Here is a 16061-nt window from a genome sequence, read left to right as displayed (position 1 = left end):
TGTGGCTGAGATCACACCCCCACGGAGTGCACGAAGGGCCGCCCAGCACTCCGGGCGGCCCTTCAAGAGAATCGTCAGCAGCTTTCTGTCAGGACTCCCTCATCGGAAGGCCGTTGCTGTCATGGTTGCTGACGGTCTTTCCTGACCTGCAGCGCCGGCCTCCGCGAACCGTTCCGCAAGGCCGTCGGAACGCGTATGCCGCGATCGACGTTCCCGCGGTTCCACCGAGGACTGGCGAAACCCGCCTCGGTCAGCCGATGACGATGTCGCAGTCGGCCCTGCCACGGGCGACGATGTCGGCGAAGTCCGCCTGGATGTTGGGGTCGTACGCCGCCGAGCTGATGGTGCGGGTCTTCTTGCCGGGCACGGCCTTCTTCCCGGTCGCGTGCGAGACGCTCGCCGCGTCCCACGACAGATCGCAGGTCCAGTGGAAGGTACGCACGAGAAGGTGCGAGTTCTTCCCGCTTCCCGTGATCGACCAGTTGCCGTCCGCCTTCACCACGAACGTGACGTTGCCACTGACGCCCCGGCTGCTGTCACCGGTGGCGAACGTGACCGACTGGCCGTTGGCCGCGACCTGCTTGGTGGTGTCGTTGGCCTGCGCGGGTACCGCTCCCAGCAGCAGGGAACCCAGCCCGGCCCCCGAGGCGATCAGCAGCGCCAGCCCCCGCCGCGTCCGGATCGGGCCGGACGTCCTGGTGTTGTCGACTCGCATCGTCTGTCCTTCTCTCTCGTGTCTCGCGTCTGAAAGGACTGCCGGGCTGGGGCGGCGTCCGTACGACTGCTCCTCGACCCGGCGTTGTTCCAGCATCGGGCCCGCCACCAGCCCAGACTTGGTGGAGCTCTGAGGCTTCTCTGAGGAGGAGGTGAGGGCGCCGACCTCATCCGGCGGGCCGGGGGCGGCGAAGCGGCTCCCGTCCAAGACGTTGAGGTGGTAACCCCAGGTCGGCCCGGGCTGGTCACCGTGGCCGTCGCGTCCGGCGAAGCCGGTCGGGTGCTCAGGCCCGGCTCGGAGGTGTGTGGCTGCCGTTGGCCAATGAACCGGACCACCCCGGCGGCTGTTCGGCTGCACACGCCGATTCCGGTGCATGCCCACACGCCGTCGCCTGTCGGCGTACACGCGAACGCCCCCGACATCGCCTCCCGTTCACGCCGGTGGTCACACGCCAGAAGTGCCACCCATGCCCGGGAGCGGGCACGTGATCGCTTCACGGCGGCTTTCGGACCCGCCAGTGCCGGCTTCCAGCCGACTTCAGCTTCTCCTCAGACAAGCCTCAGATTTCCCTGAAGTCCTGGCCTGGTGACAGCGCGATGCTCGAACAGGCCCAAGGCCGCCTTCGGCCCGGGTTCGAGCTGGAGGGTGAGAGGTGAGGGAGCGTAACGGCACCACCGCCATGGTCATCGGCGCGGGCATAGCAGGTCTGGTGACCGCACGGGTTATGAGTGAGCACGTCGATCGGGTGACGGTACTGGAGCGTGACCGCCTGCCGCAGGACGCGGTCACGCGCAAGAGCGTCCCCCAGGGACGTCACGCCCACGTACTGCTGGCCACCGGCCAGCAACTGCTGGCCGGCTGGTTCCCAGGTCTCGTCGACGAACTGGTGCGGGCAGGCGCGGTCCCCCTCGACGCCAAGGACCTGGTGTGGCACCAGGCGGGCGCCCACCGGGTACGGTCCGATCTCGGATTCCTCACGATGTCGATGAGCCGGCCCCTGCTGGGGGCACGGTGCGCGAGCGGCTCCTGCGGCAACGGTCCAACGTGTCCATCACCGACGAGACGGCCGTGGACCGCTTGGTCCTGGAAGGCGGCCGGGTGGCCGGTGTCCGGACCGACGGAACCGAGCACCGGGCCAACCTCGTGGTCGACTGCACCGGCCGCAACACCCGTTTCCTCGACCAGCTGGCCACAGCGGGATTCCCGGCACCGAGGTCTCCGCCATCCGTATCGACACGGCCTACGGAACCCGGATCGTGCGGCGGCGGCCGGACGATCTCGACGGCGCTCTCGTCCTTGTGGTCGACAACCCGGCCCGCGGTCACCGCATGGGCATGATGGTGCCGGTGGAGGGCGGCCGGTGGATCGTCACCGTGGGTTCGCTCCACGGTGACGTCCCCCCGACCGAGCCGGCCGAGTACGAGGACTTCGCCCGCTCCCTGCCATCGCCCGTGATCGCCGACGTCCTCGCCCGGGCCGATGCCCTCACACCGGTCCTCAGCCATCGGATGCCCACCAGCCGGCGCCGCCACGTGGAGCGGTTGGAGCGGACTCCGCCGGGATTCCTGGTGCTGGGGGATGCCATCTGCAGTCTCAACCCCCTTCACTGGCAGGGAATGTCGGCGGCGGCACTGCAGGCCCAGGCCCTGGACCAGGACGTCGAACGCCACGGCCCCGCCTCCCCCGCACTGGCGCATGACTTCTACCGGCGGGCCGCAAAAGTGGTCGACATACCGTGGAAGATCGCTGCAGGGGCCGACTTCACCGACCCTCGCACCAGCGGGCCCAAGCCGCCGGGCACCGGCCTCGTCAACCGCTACCTCGACAAGGTGTTCCGGGCCTGCCACACCTCCGTCCCGGTGGCCCGCCAGACGCTGCGGGTACAGAACCTGCTGGCCCGGCCGCAGTCACTCATAGCCCCGGCCATGGCCATCCGCGTACTGCTGGCCGCCCGCCGCTCTTCGCAGGAGTCGAAACGCCCGCCAGCCCCGCGGTACGCAGACGGCCAGCTGCCTGACCGGGACCCCGCCGGTCGACCGCTGAGGTCACTCGGCCAGGAAGGCGTCGATGTGGGACAGGAACTCGTCCCAGGCCGGCTCGAACGCGGTGAGCAGGTGGTTGCTGCTCTTGAGCAGCACCAGTCGGCTGTCGGGAATGAGAGCAGCCAGCTCACTGGCCTGCGAGGCCGGCACCCGCCCATCATCGCGCGAATGAATGATCAGCGTCGGGCACTCCACCCGATGGGCGATGTCGGAGACGTCGATCCGGGCGAACTCCTCCAGAAAGCGAACCCCGTTGGCCGGCGAGGTCGTCCGCCGCTGGAAGGCGCTGAAGTCTTCCCAGTCCCCCGGTGTGCCCTCGGGCAGGAACTGGGAGGCGAAGACCCGCAGGAAGCTGGGATCGTGGTGCATCCACCCCACTCGGGCCAGATCCAGGTCGAGGTCTGCCTCTTCACGCTCGGCCTCGCCCTGTGCCCGCACCTGCCGTCCTCGGGCGTACGCCCCGGCGAGAATCAGCCGGCTGACCCGTTCGGGACGGCGCGCGGCATAGGCCACAGCCACCGCACCACCCTGAGACACCCCCAGCAGAGGGAAACAATCAAGCCCGGCGGCCTCGACCACGCTCTCGAGGTCGTCGACCCAGTCGTCGAACGTGAAGCTGGGCACGGCCCAGTCCGACAGGCCGCAACCCCGCTCGTCGTAGCGGATCAGTTGGCGGTTGCGGGCGAGACCTCCCAGCCAGTGCGACCACACCGGGCTCATCCACTCAAGGTCGAGATGGGTCAGCCAGTTGGCCGCCTTGAGCAACGGCGGGCCCGAGCCGACGGTGGCGTAGGCGATACGGGTGCCGTCGTCGGCCCGGCAGAACCGGATGGTCTGACGTCTCCCCACGTCGTTCGACCCGCCCGCCGACGTCGGCTCCACGACGGACCCCAAGCCGGACCCGACGGGCGGACCGGCCCCGACCACTGTCACCGGGGCCACGAACTGATAGCCCCGCCGGTGCACCGTGCGGATCAGTCGCTGCTGACTGCCGGTATCCCCCACGGCCAACCGCACGGTCCGCAGCGCCGTGGTAAGGGCCGCCTCGCTGACAAAGCGGTCACCCCACACCTCATCCAGCAGCTCATTCTTCGCCACCACCCGGTCCCGTCGCTCGACCAGGTGGCACAGCAGATCCAGAGCGCGAGGCTCGACGTGGACCGGCTCACCGGCCCGTCGGAGCTGATGACGAGCCGTATCCAGCTCGTACTCCCCAAAACGATAATTGTCCCCCACCACCTTTGCAGCGTACAACTCCCTTCTACTGGCGTATACATGGGCGATCCACAGGAGTGTCGACGCCCGATCGGCAGGCTCTTCGCACCGACGTCCACCGCTTCCTGCTGACCGACGCCCGGATCTCCGCCCCGCATCACCGAGATCCTCGGCCGGTGCCTGACCGATCTCGAACAGCGCCTGTCCGACAGCGTCTTCAGTCGGTACCGCAGCGGATCGCCACTATCCCGTTGCCCCTCACGGCCAAGACCCGGCCACGGGCGCTCGGGGCCCGCCGCCTGCAGATCACGCTCACCCGCCAGTAGATCGCCGCCCTGGTCGGCACCTCCTTGAAACGTGCACCAAGGTCCTGCGCGACTTCGCCGACCAGCACCTGGTGCGCCTCGCCTGGGGCCGTAACACCGTCCTCGCCCCAGCGCGGCTCGCCGACCACCCGGGCTGACGTCACCGGACCGTAAGCACCCGCCCTGGCCCCCACCGCGCGCCGACCGGCCTACAGTTCAGCCGACCCCGACCACAGGAGCCGTCCCGTCATGCGTGCCCGCCTGATCCTTCCCGGCCTGCTCGCCGCCACCGCACTCACCCTCGTCGGCTGCGGTACGGAGAACACCGCCTCCTCCGGCAGCACTGAGGAAAAGTCCCGCACCACGGCTCCCGGCTCCTCCGCGCCGGCGCAGGAGGGGGCTGGCACTGCGGCGGCCCCCAAGGCGCTGCGGTTCACCGGCACGACCGTGGACGGCAGGCCGTTCGACGCGGCCACACTGGCGGGCAAGCCCACCGTGCTGTGGTTCTGGGCCCCGTGGTGCCCCAAGTGCCGCGCCCAGGCCGGCGAGACCGCCAAGGTCGCCACCGACTACCAGGGCGAGGCCCACGTCCTCGGCGTCGCCGGCCTCGACAAGAACGCCGCCATGAAGGACTTCGTCTCCCAGACCGGCACCCACTCCTTCCCCCACCTGTCCGACGAGGCCGGCGAGGTATGGAAACGCTTCGAGGTCACCGAACAGAGCCGCTACGTCATCCTCGACAAGAACGGCAAGACCGCCTACGAGGGCGTGCTGCCCGGTGGCGAGGGCCTGGCCGAGAAGGTCGCCGGACTCACCGGCTGAACCCGCCATGGCCGACCTTCCTCTCGCCCTCGCACTCAGCGCGGGCATGCTCGCCGCCGTCAACCCGTGCGGCTTCGCCCTCCTCCCCGCCTACCTCTCCCTGCTCGTCCTCAGCGACGACTCCCCCAGCCGTACGGTCGCCGTAAGCCGGGCGCTGTCCGCCACCGCCGCGATGACTGCAGGATTCGCCGCGCTCTTCGGCGTGTTCGGCCTGGCCGTCCAGCCCGTCGCAGGACAGGTGCAGGAGCATCTGCCCTGGTTCACCATCGCCTTCGGGCTCCTCATGGCAGTAGCCGGCGGATGGCTGATTGCCGGGGGTCAACTGCCCTCCCCGGCACCGAAACTGCGCCGCGCCCCAGCCGTGACTCGCTCGCTGCCCTCGATGGCACTCTTCGGCATGGCCTACGCTACGGTCTCCCTGGGCTGCACGATCGCCCCGTTCCTGGCCATCGTCGTCTCCGTCTTCCGCAGCGGCTCGGCCAGTGAGGGCATCGCCCTGTTCGCCGCCTACGCCGGCGGGATGGGCCTGATCGTCGGCGCCGCTTCCCTGACCGTCGCCCTCACCGCCGCCGTCACCCGTCTGCGCCGCCTCGGCGCGATCGCGCCCCGACTCGGCGGCGCGCTCCTCCTGTGCGTCGGTGTGTACGTGGCGTACTACGGCTGGTACGAGATCCGCGTCCAGCGTGGCCCCGCCCTCCAGGACCCGGTGATCGACGCGGCGGGCTCCGTTCAGCGCAGCATCGCCGAGACGCTGGATGACGCCGGCGCTGCGGTGATCGCTCTGGTCTTCACCGCGCTGCTCATCACGGCTATGGCGCTCATCCGTTTCCGGCGGGCCCGAGGGACCCGCCGATCACCCTGCACGGACACCGACGCTCGCTCGACACCCAGCCACACCCCCTGAACGCTGGGCGACCAGGGGGCCACCGAGGTCAGACGGTCATGGTGGTGCCGTCTAAACGATCGAGGGTGAAGACCGCGTCCTCCAGGAGCACCTCGTGGCCTCGCGCAGGATGCCGATGACGGCCTCCGCGCCCAGCCGGACCTCGCCGTAGTCGGTACGCCAGTGCAGCCGACCATGTCGCGGCCGGTGGCGATAGTCGCGGCGACCTTGTTGAGTTCACCGCCGCCCGTGAGCCAGTCGGCGTCCGGACCGGCGTACGGCTCCAGCCCTCCCAGGTCTCGGCCGACCGGGATCCGCTCGGAGCCCTCGTAACTGTCGGTGGCCAGCACCCGGCGCAGCAAGTGGTCGGCGGCGGAGTCGGCCTCTCCGTACTTGTTGTGCGGCAGTGCCCTGGACCCGTTGGCGGGCGTCGCAAGTTCGAATCCTGCCGGGGCGCTCCCGGAAAGAACACCCTCGTCAGGCACCGTGTCGCCACGCCGCCGTCCCCGACGCTCTCCAACTCCAACGGCGCATCCGCCGTTACCACGCGGACCACGGTGCCCAGCATGGCGACATCGTCACGCTCGCACTCGACACCTACCTTCGTGCCATGAACTTCCCTCCCGATCTCACTGGTGCTCTAGGCTGACCGTCCCGGACAACGGTCCCGGCCCAGACCACTATCGTCACTGCCACTGGAGGATCGAGTCTCACGTAATGCGGCGGGGAGGTGTCGGGGCTGTGGTCGTATTCGCGGGCCAGGCGGCGGTGCAGCATCAGCGTGCCGTTGCCCTGCTCGACTATCCACCGCTTCGGCTGCAGGACGAAGCCTTTGCCCTGGTCGTCGGGGTTGCGGCGGACGACCTCGACGTCGATGTCCATCAGCGCGCCGTGGATGATGACTTGGTCCTTGAAGCCCTGGTCCACCAGGGCCTTCTCCAGGCGCATCCCGCAGCGTTCGGCGGCCTGGTCGAGCAGGGCGGTGCCAGCGGTGTTGTCGTGGGCGGATGCGGCCAGCACCACGACGCCGATGATCAGCCCCAGAACGTCGTCGGCCAGCCCCCGCTTGCGTCGCGACACCTTCTTGTTGGCGCCCAGTCCCGTCGTGGCCTTCGGGACACCCGCGGCCGCGCGCACGGACTGGGTGTCGATGATCACGAGGGACGGGCCTCCTGATCGCCGGGCTCTCTCCCATACCTGGAAGCGCAGGAGTTCCTGGATCCGCTGGTCGATCCCGTCCTGGCGCCACAGGCCGAAGTAGTAGAACACCGCCGACCAGGCTGGCAAGTCGTGGGGCAGATAACGCCACTGACAGCCCGTCCGGTTCTGATAGAAGATCGCGTTCACGACCTCCCGGAGGTTGCAGGATCCGGGATATCCGGTCGCTGACCGTGCCACCCGGTCCTGTTTCCAGGCTGTGATCATCGGCTCGATCAACGCCCACTACTGGTCCGCTAAGTCACTCGGATACGGCTCTCGCTCCATGCCTCGCATCTCATCATGAACATGTCCAACAGGAGGCCTGCGCGACGATCAGTACCTCGATCGAGCGATCACGAACCGAGGAAGATCGGACTTAACGTCCACTGAGGATGCGGGAGGCACCGCTCAAGGGTCTGACCCCATCCCCGATTGACGCTCCACCACCGGCCGCAAGCAAGCCTGCCCGCACACGTGCCGACGGCCCGTGGCCAGACGCCCATGGCAACGTCCGGCGACAGGGCGCGAGGCTGAGCGTGGAGCAGGTCATGGAAGCGGAGCGGCGTGAGCGGGGAGCCCTCCAGCAGCTGGATTTCCCCGGTGGCTGTGGCCCGTACGAGGGTGACCCGGAGGACCTCGCAGACAGTGGAGTGGCGCGGTATGCCGAATGGCGCCGCACACCGCCCTGATGGACAGCCAGGACTGGCCGGTCTACAACCCGGAACGCGACGTCGGGGCAGTACGTGGGCGCGGGAGCGCAGCGCACAGCGGGAGAGAGCTCTCGCGCGTCGTGCCGCGTGGCAGACGGAGCGGCAGGACGCCCGCGTTTTACTGAAGGCGCAGGTGTGGCTGGCTGCCGAGGTGGGCGGTCGGCTGCGCGTGATTGCCGCCCGCACCGCCGCGATTTTCAGCAGGTCCTCGCCCAGCTCACCGATCCGGTCCGGTCCGGATGGACGACGACGGCCTCCTGGCGGTGGACGCTTTCACCTCGCGCTGAGCTGGTGGGCCGGCGTGTGAGCACTTCCGTGGGTTACTGGGGGCGGGAAAGGGTGCGGAGGCGTGCGATGGCCTGGTGCAGGTCGGTGAAGGCGCGTTCTTCTTCTCGCAGGCCGACGCGGGAGGCTGTGAGGACGCTGTCACGTGCTCCGCGGATGCGGGCGTAGGCGTCGAAGCTGGTGAGGAACTCCTGGATCGCGGTCTCGTGGGGTGGGGGAAGACGGGAAGGGAGGAGTGTTTCGGGGTGACATCGCCTGGCTCTTGTCTCGTGGTGGAGCTACGGGTCAGGAAGAAGGGGTTCGTCCATGAGGTGCTGCATGCCCAGCTCCCGGAGCATCTGCAGGTGGCGGGGCGAGGCGTGGGTGATGACGGAAGACGTACCCAAGCGGCGCGCGGTGGCTGCGCAGGCCAGCTGGAGCCCGCTGGCGTCCGGGGTGAGGCAGGTGGCCTCGGTGAGGTCTACTTCGATGATGTCGGGGGCCCGGGCGAGGGCGCTCGCGAGTTTCCTGCCGGGGCGGGGCGCTGTCCTGGGGGTCAGCTCTCCTCGCAGCCGGACGACGGTGCGAGCACGATGGCGGGGCGGGGGTGTGAGCGGCACGGGAAGCCTTCCGGGCGCAACGGAGACGTCGCCGACCAGACTTCCCGGCACACCACCCATCCCTTTCGCTTGGCAGGGGGATGAGCTGGCATCACAGTACGCGTGCCACGGTCGCGGGTGCAGCTTGAGGTAGCTGCATCCCTCGTTGCCCTCCTGTGCGGGAGAGGGGCGGGTGGCATCAGCATTGGGCGTTGCGGGGCGGCAGGGGCACGACCGTTACTGGGGGCGGCGTCCGCTGACGTGGCCGTTGGGGTCGTCGAGGAGGGCGATGCGGGCGGTGATGCGTTTGCCGACGGGTTCCTGCTGGACTGCGAAGCCCTGGGTGACGGCCATGATGATCTCCAGGCCGTGCTGTCCGACTCGGCCCGCGTCAGCGGCTCTGGCCACCGGCAGGACCGGGTCACTGTCCCAGACGGTCACTTCCACCGCGGCGCCCACGATGCACAGTTCCATCAGCACCGGTCCGGGAGCGTACTTGCGGGCGTTGGTGACCAGCTCGCTGACCACCAGCTGGGTCAGGTCCATCGCGCGCGCCGACACCGGCAAACCGTGCTCAGCCTGGACACGGGCGAGGAAGTCCGCCGCACGGTGGCGCGCCTGAGCGATGACGGACCCGTCACCGTCCAGGGCGACCGTGTCCTGGATCGGTTGGGCATCACGCACCCAGCCGCCCTCGCCCTCGGGAACTGCTTTCCACCAGGTCCACCTTGATTGTTCCCCCGTTCACACGCTGCGCTTACCCCACCCCGTCTCTCACATGTGCCTGGACTCCCACTAAAATGGTGATCGGTTGTTCGCCGTACCGTCGGGGCAGGCTTGCAGCGCATAGCGTGTCGGAGTTCCCATCCCCCGGCGGTGAGCGCAATCGAGGAAACGGTGACAGAGACCCACGGAGCAGCCCAGTCCGGCCAGCTGTCGATCGGCCACACCACCATCGACGGCATCCGGGTGGTCACCCTGCGCGGCGAGATCGACCACACCGTCAAGGACATGCTCGCCGAGGCGATGCTGTCCTCGGGCGACGTGACGCCGCCGCGGGTGGTCGCGGACTTCAGCGGGGTGACGTTCATGGACTCCAGCGGTATCAACGTCTTCCTCACCGCTCGCCAGGCCGCGAGCGGCACTGAGGGCTGGGTGCGCATCGCCGACGCCCAGGAAGCCGTCCTGCGGGTCCTTCAGATCATCGGCCTGGATCAGCTCATCCCCTGCTATCCCACCGTCGAACAGGCCCTCACCGCCTCACCCTGTGAACAGGGTGAGTAGAAGGTCGCGGCGTCCGGGTGACCGCCTGGGCAAGCTGAGCCCGCCAACCGTGCCGACCGCTGATGCTGGAGAAGACGTAACCGGACGGGCGTCGGGGGTGGCCGCCGCGCCGCGGGCTGTATAAGTTCGGGTCCGGGTCCGTGCCGCGTTGACGGAACCGGCACGGGCCCACCACCTCAGCCCTACGTGTCCCTGAGGCGCCGGCATCGTTGGGCAGATCCAGCGCACTGACTCCCCGTAGGTGTGCGGTGCAGGGGCCCGAACCCCGCCCGGCCCCGGGCCCCTGCATGAATCGCCTCAGCCTTCCCCGCGCGGTACGGCTCGGGGATGTACCAGCGGGGCGGGTGGCACCTCAGGTTCGCCGGCGCGGGACCAGCCCTGGGCGTGCATGGTCTCGGTCTCCCAGTCCTCGAACAGCCCCTGCAGGATCGTGGGATCGCGGTCGGGGCCACGGTGCCAGCGGATGAACGCGCGGGCGACGGGCCAGTCGGCGTCGCAGGCCGGACACAACTCCATCCACACCCCGGTCCCCCACGGGCCATGCCAGTGCAGCATGAGGTCGCCCCCGCAGCGCGAACCCGGCCGCCGGGTCGGCCTCTCCCCTTCGTCTTCGGCATCCCTGCCGCGCATTGCATTCATGTGGGCGAGGCCGGCGTCGGTGCAGTTGTCGAGGCTGCTCATCCGGTAGAACGCCCCGTCGGCGTACACCAGATAGCGCCAGGAGAACGACTTCATACAAGCCCCTGCCTTCACGGTGGACCTGCACGAATGGCCACGATCCGCCCGCCTCTTGATCAGCGTCAAGAGGTGTGAACGGACGGGTGCCTGCGCCCGCAGAGACCCCGGCACCCCCGCTTGGCCGGGTGACGGTCCGTTACCGATTGCCCAGGCGCTTCCCGAAGACGGCCTGGCGCAGCGTCAGGGGTTGCTGCTGGATGCTAGCGCGGCAGTCGGGCAGTGGCGGCCGTCTTCCGGTGATGCTTGGTGGTAGAGGCGGCCCTGCTGGCCGGTGATCGGAGTCCGCAGCGTTCACACGGTTCCGGTGTCTTGTCCGGCGTGATCCGGCGCGAGTATGTTCACTAGCGGTGTGCCGGGAAGTCTGGTCGGCGATTAGGGGCCGTGTGCCCGCCGCGTCGACTCCGGAGGCCCTCATGGTCTCGCCCGCGATCCGTACTCAGTCCCTGACCAAGCGCTATGGCCGTGTCCTGGCGCTGGACGGGTTGGATCTGAGTGTCCCGGCCGGGGAGGTGTTCGGCTTCCTGGGTCCCAACGGTGCGGGCAAGTCCACCACCATCCGGCTGCTGCTGGGGCTGGCCCGCCCGACCACCGGCCGGGCGTCGCTCTTCGGTACCGACGCGGCTGACGTCGCTACGACACACCGTCGCTTGGCGTACGTGCCAGCCGATGTGGCGTTGTGGCCGCAGCTGACCGGCGCCGAGATCCTTGAGCTGCTCGCGCGCACGGGCCCTGGGATTGACCGGTCTTACCGGGATGCGCTGGTCGACCGGTTCGACCTCGACCTGTCCAAGCCAGGCCGGGCGTACTCGACGGGCAACCGGCAGAAGGTGACGCTGGTGGCCGCGTTCGCCACCCGGGCGCCTTTGCTCGTGCTGGACGAGCCGACCAGCGGTCTGGACCCGCTGGTGGAACGCGAGTTCCGCCACGCGGTCCGCGAGGCCCGGGACAATGGGCAGACGGTGTTCCTCAGCTCCCACCAGCTTGCCGAGGTCGAGGCAGTTTGCGACAAGGTGGCGATCCTGCGCGCCGGCCGGCTCGTCGACGTCGCCGCCGTGGCAGATCTGCGACGGCTGCACCGCACCGAAGTGACGGCGAGTTTCACCGGCGCGCCACCGGACTTGGCCCAGATGCCCGGTGTGGAGGCGGTCGAGGTGACAGGCGCGGACTCGGTGCGGTTCACGCTCACCGGCCCGCCCGGGCGGGTGCTGCAGGTGCTGGCGGCGGCGGATGTGGTCAGCCTCGCGGTGCGCGAACCCTCACTGGAGGAAATCTTCCTCGGCTACTACGGCGGGCAGCAGCGGTGACGGCCGCGGACGCTCCGGTCGGGCGCACCGCTCCCGGCTGGGTGGCGGGCCGGGCGGTGACGGTTCTGGCCCTACGCCAGACATGGCGTGGCGCGCTCGTCGTGACCGGGCTCGCGGCCGGGATGTCGGCGGTGGCGGTGGCCGCCTACGGGAGCACTGTGAAGAACCCGGCGGATGCGGCGGCCCTGGCGGCGCTGGCGGGGAACCCGGCGATCCGCACCCTGTTCGGTGAACCGGTCGCGTTGGATGACGCGGGCGGGTTCGCGGTGTGGCGCACGGGGACGGTCCTGACGGTCGTGCTGGCGGTGTGGGGGCTGCTCGCCGCGACGCGGATCACCCGGGGTGAGGAGGATTCCGGCCGGTGGGATGTGCTGCTGGCCGGACGGGTGCCGGTCACGAGCGTGGTGGCACGTCACCTCGCTGTTTTGGTGGCGGCGTCGCTCCTCGCGGGGGCAGCCGCGTTCGCCGGGCTGGTCGCGGCGGGTGCGACCGCAGGCGGTGCCGCGGTGCACAGTGCCGGTCTGGGTTTGTGCGGTGTGGTCTTCGTCGCGGTGGGCACGATGACTGCTCAGGTGTTCGCGAGCCGGGCGTCGGCCAGCGGGGCGGCGGTGGTGGTCCTCGGTGTGAGCATGCTGCTGAAGATGGCCGGGGACGGTGTCGCCGCCTGGGGGTGGCTGCGCTGGCTCTCCCCGTTCGGGCTGATGGCGCTGACCCGCGCGTACGACGGGAACCGGACCTGGCCTCTGCTGGTCCTGGCAGCCGCCGGCCTGGCACTGGCCACTGGTGCCGCGACCGCCGCCCGGGGGCGGGACATCCGCGGCGGCTACCTGCGCTCTCCCTCCGGCCGGGCCCCCCGGATGAGACTGCTGGGGTCCGTCCAGGCGTTCGCGGTGCGGCGGCTGGTACGGCCCTTGGCTGCCTGGACCCTGGGGGTGGGCGCGTACTACCTGCTCATCGGGGTGCTGGTCGTGTCGATGACGGACTTCCTCACCGACAATCCACGGTTCGCCGACCTCGCCGCGCAGGCCGGCTTCACCGGACTCGGCACACTCCAGGGATACACCGCCACGCTGTTCACGCTCCTGGCCGTCCCGGCCGGCGTCTTCGCCGCGGTCCGCCTCGCCGCGTTCGCCGCCGACGAGACCGGCCGGCGGCTGACTCTCCTGTACGCCCAGCCCCTCACCCGGACGAAAGCGCTCACCAGCGAGATCACCGCCACGCTCGCCGGCGTCATCGTGCTCACCACCGCCGCCGGCTTCGCCACCTGGGCCGGGGCAAGGGCCGTCGGCGCCGATCTCAGCCTCCTCCCCGCTCTGTCCGGAGCCTGGAACGTGCTGCCCATCGTGCTCCTGTGCCTGGGCACCGGAGTACTCGCGCTGGGCTGGGCGCCACGCGCGGTCGCCGCCATCAGCTCGTTGCCAGCCGCAGGCGGGTTCCTGCTGAACGTCATCGCCGACAGTTCCGGATGGCCGGCATGGGCGGGCCGGCTGTCCCCGTTCGCACACATGGCCGCCGTACCCGCCGATCCCGTCAACTGGCCCGCCGCCGTCCTGATGACAGCCCTTGCCGCACTCACCGCGGCCGCGGGTGTCGCCGGCTACCGCCTACGGGACCTGCGCGGCTGAAGCTGCGGCGGCCAGGCCGACCATGCGCCCATCTGCCACTCGCTGCGGCGGCAGAGCCAAAGTCACGTCTCTTCGCCGTGGTAGTGCTGGAGTCGGTCCAGGCCGAGTGTGTGCAAGGTGGCGCGTGCCTGGGGGCTGGCGTTACGGATGGTGACGCGTGTGCCCTGCTGGTGGGCGATGCGGGCGGCGGTGAGGAATGCCATCGCGCCGTCGCTGGTGAGAACGTCGATCCGGGACATGTCAATCTCCAGTGCCCCGGGACGGGTGGCCAGGGCGTCGGTCAGCTGACGCGTCGTCTTGTCCGCGGTAACGGCACTGATCTCTCCGCGCAGGCGGATGACTCCCGGAACCTGCGGCGGGGCTCGACGGAAGGCAGGACGGACGGTTGGCCAGGCAACCTTCGCCCCGATACGCAGTGCCGCAGCGGCGGCGATCAGGCACAGGACCTTGGCCCATGCCGGTGTGAGGTGGAGGGCGGCTGCGGTGGCCAGGGCGCAGAGCAGCAGCCACAAGGCCGCGGTGAGCAGGTGACGATGCAGCGGCGGGGTCATGGGCTGGTGCCTTCGGTGCGCTGGTAGATGTCGGGGATGCCGTCGGCGTCCTGGTCGAGGTTTTCCTCCTCGTACAGGCGCCGGTAGACGGTGTTCCTGCGGCGCAGGAGCAGGGAGGCGAGCAGGGCGGCGGCCAGTGAGGCGATCAGGACGGCGGCTTTGACGTGTTCTCCGACGGCGCTGGCGGGGAAGGCGAGTTCGCCGATGAGCAGGGCGACGGTGAAGCCGATGCCGGCCAGTGTCGCCAGGCCGAAGACGTCGGCCCAGGCCAGGTCCGGGTTGAGCTGGGCGCGGGTGAAGCGGGCGGCCAGATAGGTGCCGGCGAAGATGCCGAGGATCTTGCCCGCGAGCAGGCCGGCGATCACTCCGAGGGGTTCGGGGGTGGTGAACACCTTGCCCAGTGCGTCGCCGGAGACGCTGACCCCGGCGGCGAACAGGGCGAACAGCGGCACACAGAGCGCGGCAGAGAGCGGGTGCAGCAGGTACCCGGTGCGTGCGCCGGGAGATTCCTGTTCTCCCTCCTCGCGGGTGGCGCGCAGGATCAGGCCCATCGCGACCCCCGCGACGGTGGCGTGGATGCCGCCGTTGTACATCAGCGCCCAGATCACGATGCCGAGCGGCAGGTACCACCACCAGCCGCGCACACGCAGCCGCTGCAGGACGTAGAAGACGATCAGCCCGGCGGCCGCCCCGGCCAGCGCCCAGTAATTGAGGTCGGAGGTGAAGAACACGGCGATGATCAGGATCGCGCCGAGGTCGTCGACGACCGCGAGGGTCAGCAGGAAAGCCCGCAGGGCAGTCGGCAGGTGGGTGGAGATGACCGCCAGGACCGCCAGGGCGAAGGCGATGTCGGTGGCCATCGGCACCGCCCAGCCGTCCATGCTGCCCCCGCCAGCCGCGACCGTGACCGCATAGAAGGCGGCAGGCACGGCCATGCCGCACACGGCGGCGATCACCGGCAGTGCGGCGGTGGCCGGGGTGCGCAGCGAGCCGACCACCAGTTCCCGCTTCAGCTCGATCCCGGCGACCAGGAAGAAGACGCTCAGCAGACCGTCGGAGGTCCAGTGGCCGACCGACAGGTCCAGCCCCAGCGCGGGTATCCCGAAGTGGAAGTCGCGGATGGCGGTATAGGTGCTGCTGAACGGAGTGTTCGCCCACACCAGCGCCACCACCGCGGCAGCCAGCAGGACCATGCCGCCCACCGTCTCGGTGCGCAGCGCCCGGGCCACGGCCTGCCGCTCAGGCCAGGGCAGAAGACCGAGAAACGGGGCACGGGGCGGGGTGGCGGCCACGACGGCAAACCTCCGGGGTATCGGCAAAAGGGCACACGGCCCTACGGACGCCGACCAGACTTCCCGGCACACCCCGCATCGTCTTGACGCGTTCTTTGCACCCTATCCGCAGCAGGCCACCGCGCCCAGTCCGCCCCGCCCGCCTCACGCTGTCTGCCAGCGAGAACAGGTGACGCTGCCACGATTTGTGCGCCGATCACGGGGCCTGATGAGTGATGACACCAGACTCGTCGGGACCACGGACCGCCGGGGGGCCGCCGTGCGGACCGAGGCTCGGGCGAAGGGCCCCGGGACCGAAGCGATCGGGCAGCACACCCCCGTGAGGGTGAAGCACGCCGCGTACCTCACCGCCACACCCACAGCAGTACCTGCGACAACAGCCAGGGCACAGCCCAGCCGATCCCGCTGACGCCTCCCTGGGACTTGAGCGAAGGCTGTTTCTACAGCTCAGAAGGGGTGCAGCATGTTCCCTGGTCCAATCACGTGATGACTGCCAGGCCCAGGAGGCTGTC

The 16061-nt window shown here is 69.7% G+C and carries 15 protein-coding genes; 6 read left to right on the top strand and 9 right to left on the bottom strand.

Annotation, left to right across the window (positions count from 1 at the left end; all coding sequences use genetic code 11):
- Nucleotides 1–250: 250 nt before the first annotated feature.
- Nucleotides 251–715 (bottom strand): hypothetical protein, encoded by a 465-nt coding sequence (locus O1Q96_RS17685; RefSeq protein ID WP_269249105.1) that lies wholly within the window; start codon nt 713–715, stop codon nt 251–253.
- A gap of 679 nt (nt 716–1394) precedes the next feature.
- On the opposite strand from O1Q96_RS17685, the gene O1Q96_RS44470 reads away from it, so the two are divergent.
- Entirely contained in the window at nt 1395–2108 is a 714-nt protein-coding gene (locus O1Q96_RS44470; protein ID WP_419586907.1) for an NAD(P)-binding protein, read from the top strand.
- On the opposite strand, the gene O1Q96_RS17680 is transcribed toward O1Q96_RS44470, so the two are convergent.
- Entirely contained in the window at nt 2037–2300 is a 264-nt protein-coding gene (locus tag O1Q96_RS17680; RefSeq protein WP_269249104.1) for a hypothetical protein, read from the bottom strand. The genes O1Q96_RS44470 and O1Q96_RS17680 overlap by 72 nt on opposite strands.
- Nucleotides 2301–2760: 460 nt before the next feature.
- Complete coding sequence (locus tag O1Q96_RS17675) at nt 2761–3996, bottom strand: alpha/beta hydrolase (protein ID WP_269249103.1); 1236 nt, start codon at nt 3994–3996, stop codon at nt 2761–2763.
- Between the two features lie 530 nt (nt 3997–4526).
- Here O1Q96_RS17675 and O1Q96_RS17670 point away from each other — a divergent pair.
- Nucleotides 4527–5099, top strand: coding sequence for a redoxin domain-containing protein (locus O1Q96_RS17670; protein WP_269249102.1), 573 nt, complete (start codon nt 4527–4529; stop codon nt 5097–5099).
- A 7-nt stretch (nt 5100–5106) separates the two neighbouring features.
- The gene (locus O1Q96_RS17665; RefSeq protein WP_269249101.1) at nt 5107–6003 is read left to right on the top strand and encodes a cytochrome c biogenesis CcdA family protein; all 897 of its coding nucleotides are present in this window, start codon (nt 5107–5109) and stop codon (nt 6001–6003) included.
- Nucleotides 6004–6579: 576 nt separating this feature from the next.
- On the opposite strand, the gene O1Q96_RS17660 is transcribed toward O1Q96_RS17665, so the two are convergent.
- From O1Q96_RS17660 to O1Q96_RS17650, 3 genes are all read right to left on the bottom strand, one after another.
- Nucleotides 6580–7419: an IS5 family transposase gene (locus tag O1Q96_RS17660; protein ID WP_331276043.1), complete on the bottom strand. Its 840-nt coding sequence runs from the start codon at nt 7417–7419 to the stop codon at nt 6580–6582.
- A 1036-nt stretch (nt 7420–8455) separates the two neighbouring features.
- A complete protein-coding gene (locus O1Q96_RS17655) occupies nt 8456–8776 on the bottom strand; it encodes an STAS domain-containing protein (protein ID WP_269249099.1) in 321 nt (106 codons plus the stop codon).
- A gap of 216 nt (nt 8777–8992) precedes the next feature.
- Nucleotides 8993–9439, bottom strand: a complete 447-nt coding sequence (locus O1Q96_RS17650; RefSeq protein WP_269249098.1) for an ATP-binding protein — start codon at nt 9437–9439, stop codon at nt 8993–8995.
- Between the two features lie 213 nt (nt 9440–9652).
- On the opposite strand from O1Q96_RS17650, the gene O1Q96_RS17645 reads away from it, so the two are divergent.
- Entirely contained in the window at nt 9653–10039 is a 387-nt protein-coding gene (locus tag O1Q96_RS17645; RefSeq protein WP_269249097.1) for an STAS domain-containing protein, read from the top strand.
- Nucleotides 10040–10336: 297 nt separating this feature from the next.
- Here O1Q96_RS17645 and O1Q96_RS17640 read toward each other — a convergent pair whose 3' ends face one another.
- On the bottom strand, nt 10337–10774 hold the full coding sequence (locus O1Q96_RS17640; protein ID WP_269249096.1) for a DUF6300 family protein: 438 nt from the start codon (nt 10772–10774) through the stop codon (nt 10337–10339).
- Between the two features lie 416 nt (nt 10775–11190).
- Between O1Q96_RS17640 and O1Q96_RS17635 the strand changes: the two genes are divergently transcribed.
- Nucleotides 11191–12081 (top strand): ABC transporter ATP-binding protein, encoded by an 891-nt coding sequence (locus O1Q96_RS17635; RefSeq protein ID WP_269249095.1) that lies wholly within the window; start codon nt 11191–11193, stop codon nt 12079–12081.
- The gene (locus tag O1Q96_RS17630) at nt 12078–13706 is read left to right on the top strand and encodes a hypothetical protein (RefSeq protein WP_269249094.1); all 1629 of its coding nucleotides are present in this window, start codon (nt 12078–12080) and stop codon (nt 13704–13706) included. Before O1Q96_RS17635 ends, O1Q96_RS17630 begins: the two co-directional genes overlap by 4 nt.
- A gap of 62 nt (nt 13707–13768) precedes the next feature.
- Here the strand turns inward: O1Q96_RS17630 and O1Q96_RS17625 are convergent, their stop codons facing one another.
- Complete coding sequence (locus tag O1Q96_RS17625; RefSeq protein WP_269249093.1) at nt 13769–14257, bottom strand: STAS domain-containing protein; 489 nt, start codon at nt 14255–14257, stop codon at nt 13769–13771.
- Nucleotides 14254–15549 (bottom strand): Na+/H+ antiporter NhaA, encoded by a 1296-nt coding sequence (nhaA, locus tag O1Q96_RS17620; RefSeq protein WP_269249092.1) that lies wholly within the window; start codon nt 15547–15549, stop codon nt 14254–14256. The genes O1Q96_RS17625 and nhaA overlap by 4 nt, the downstream gene beginning before the upstream one ends.
- Nucleotides 15550–16061 lie beyond the last annotated feature (512 nt).

This window comes from Streptomyces aurantiacus (assembly GCF_027107535.1).
Lineage (GTDB): Bacteria > Actinomycetota > Actinomycetes > Streptomycetales > Streptomycetaceae > Streptomyces.
This window is presented reverse-complemented; position numbering and strand designations above follow the sequence as displayed.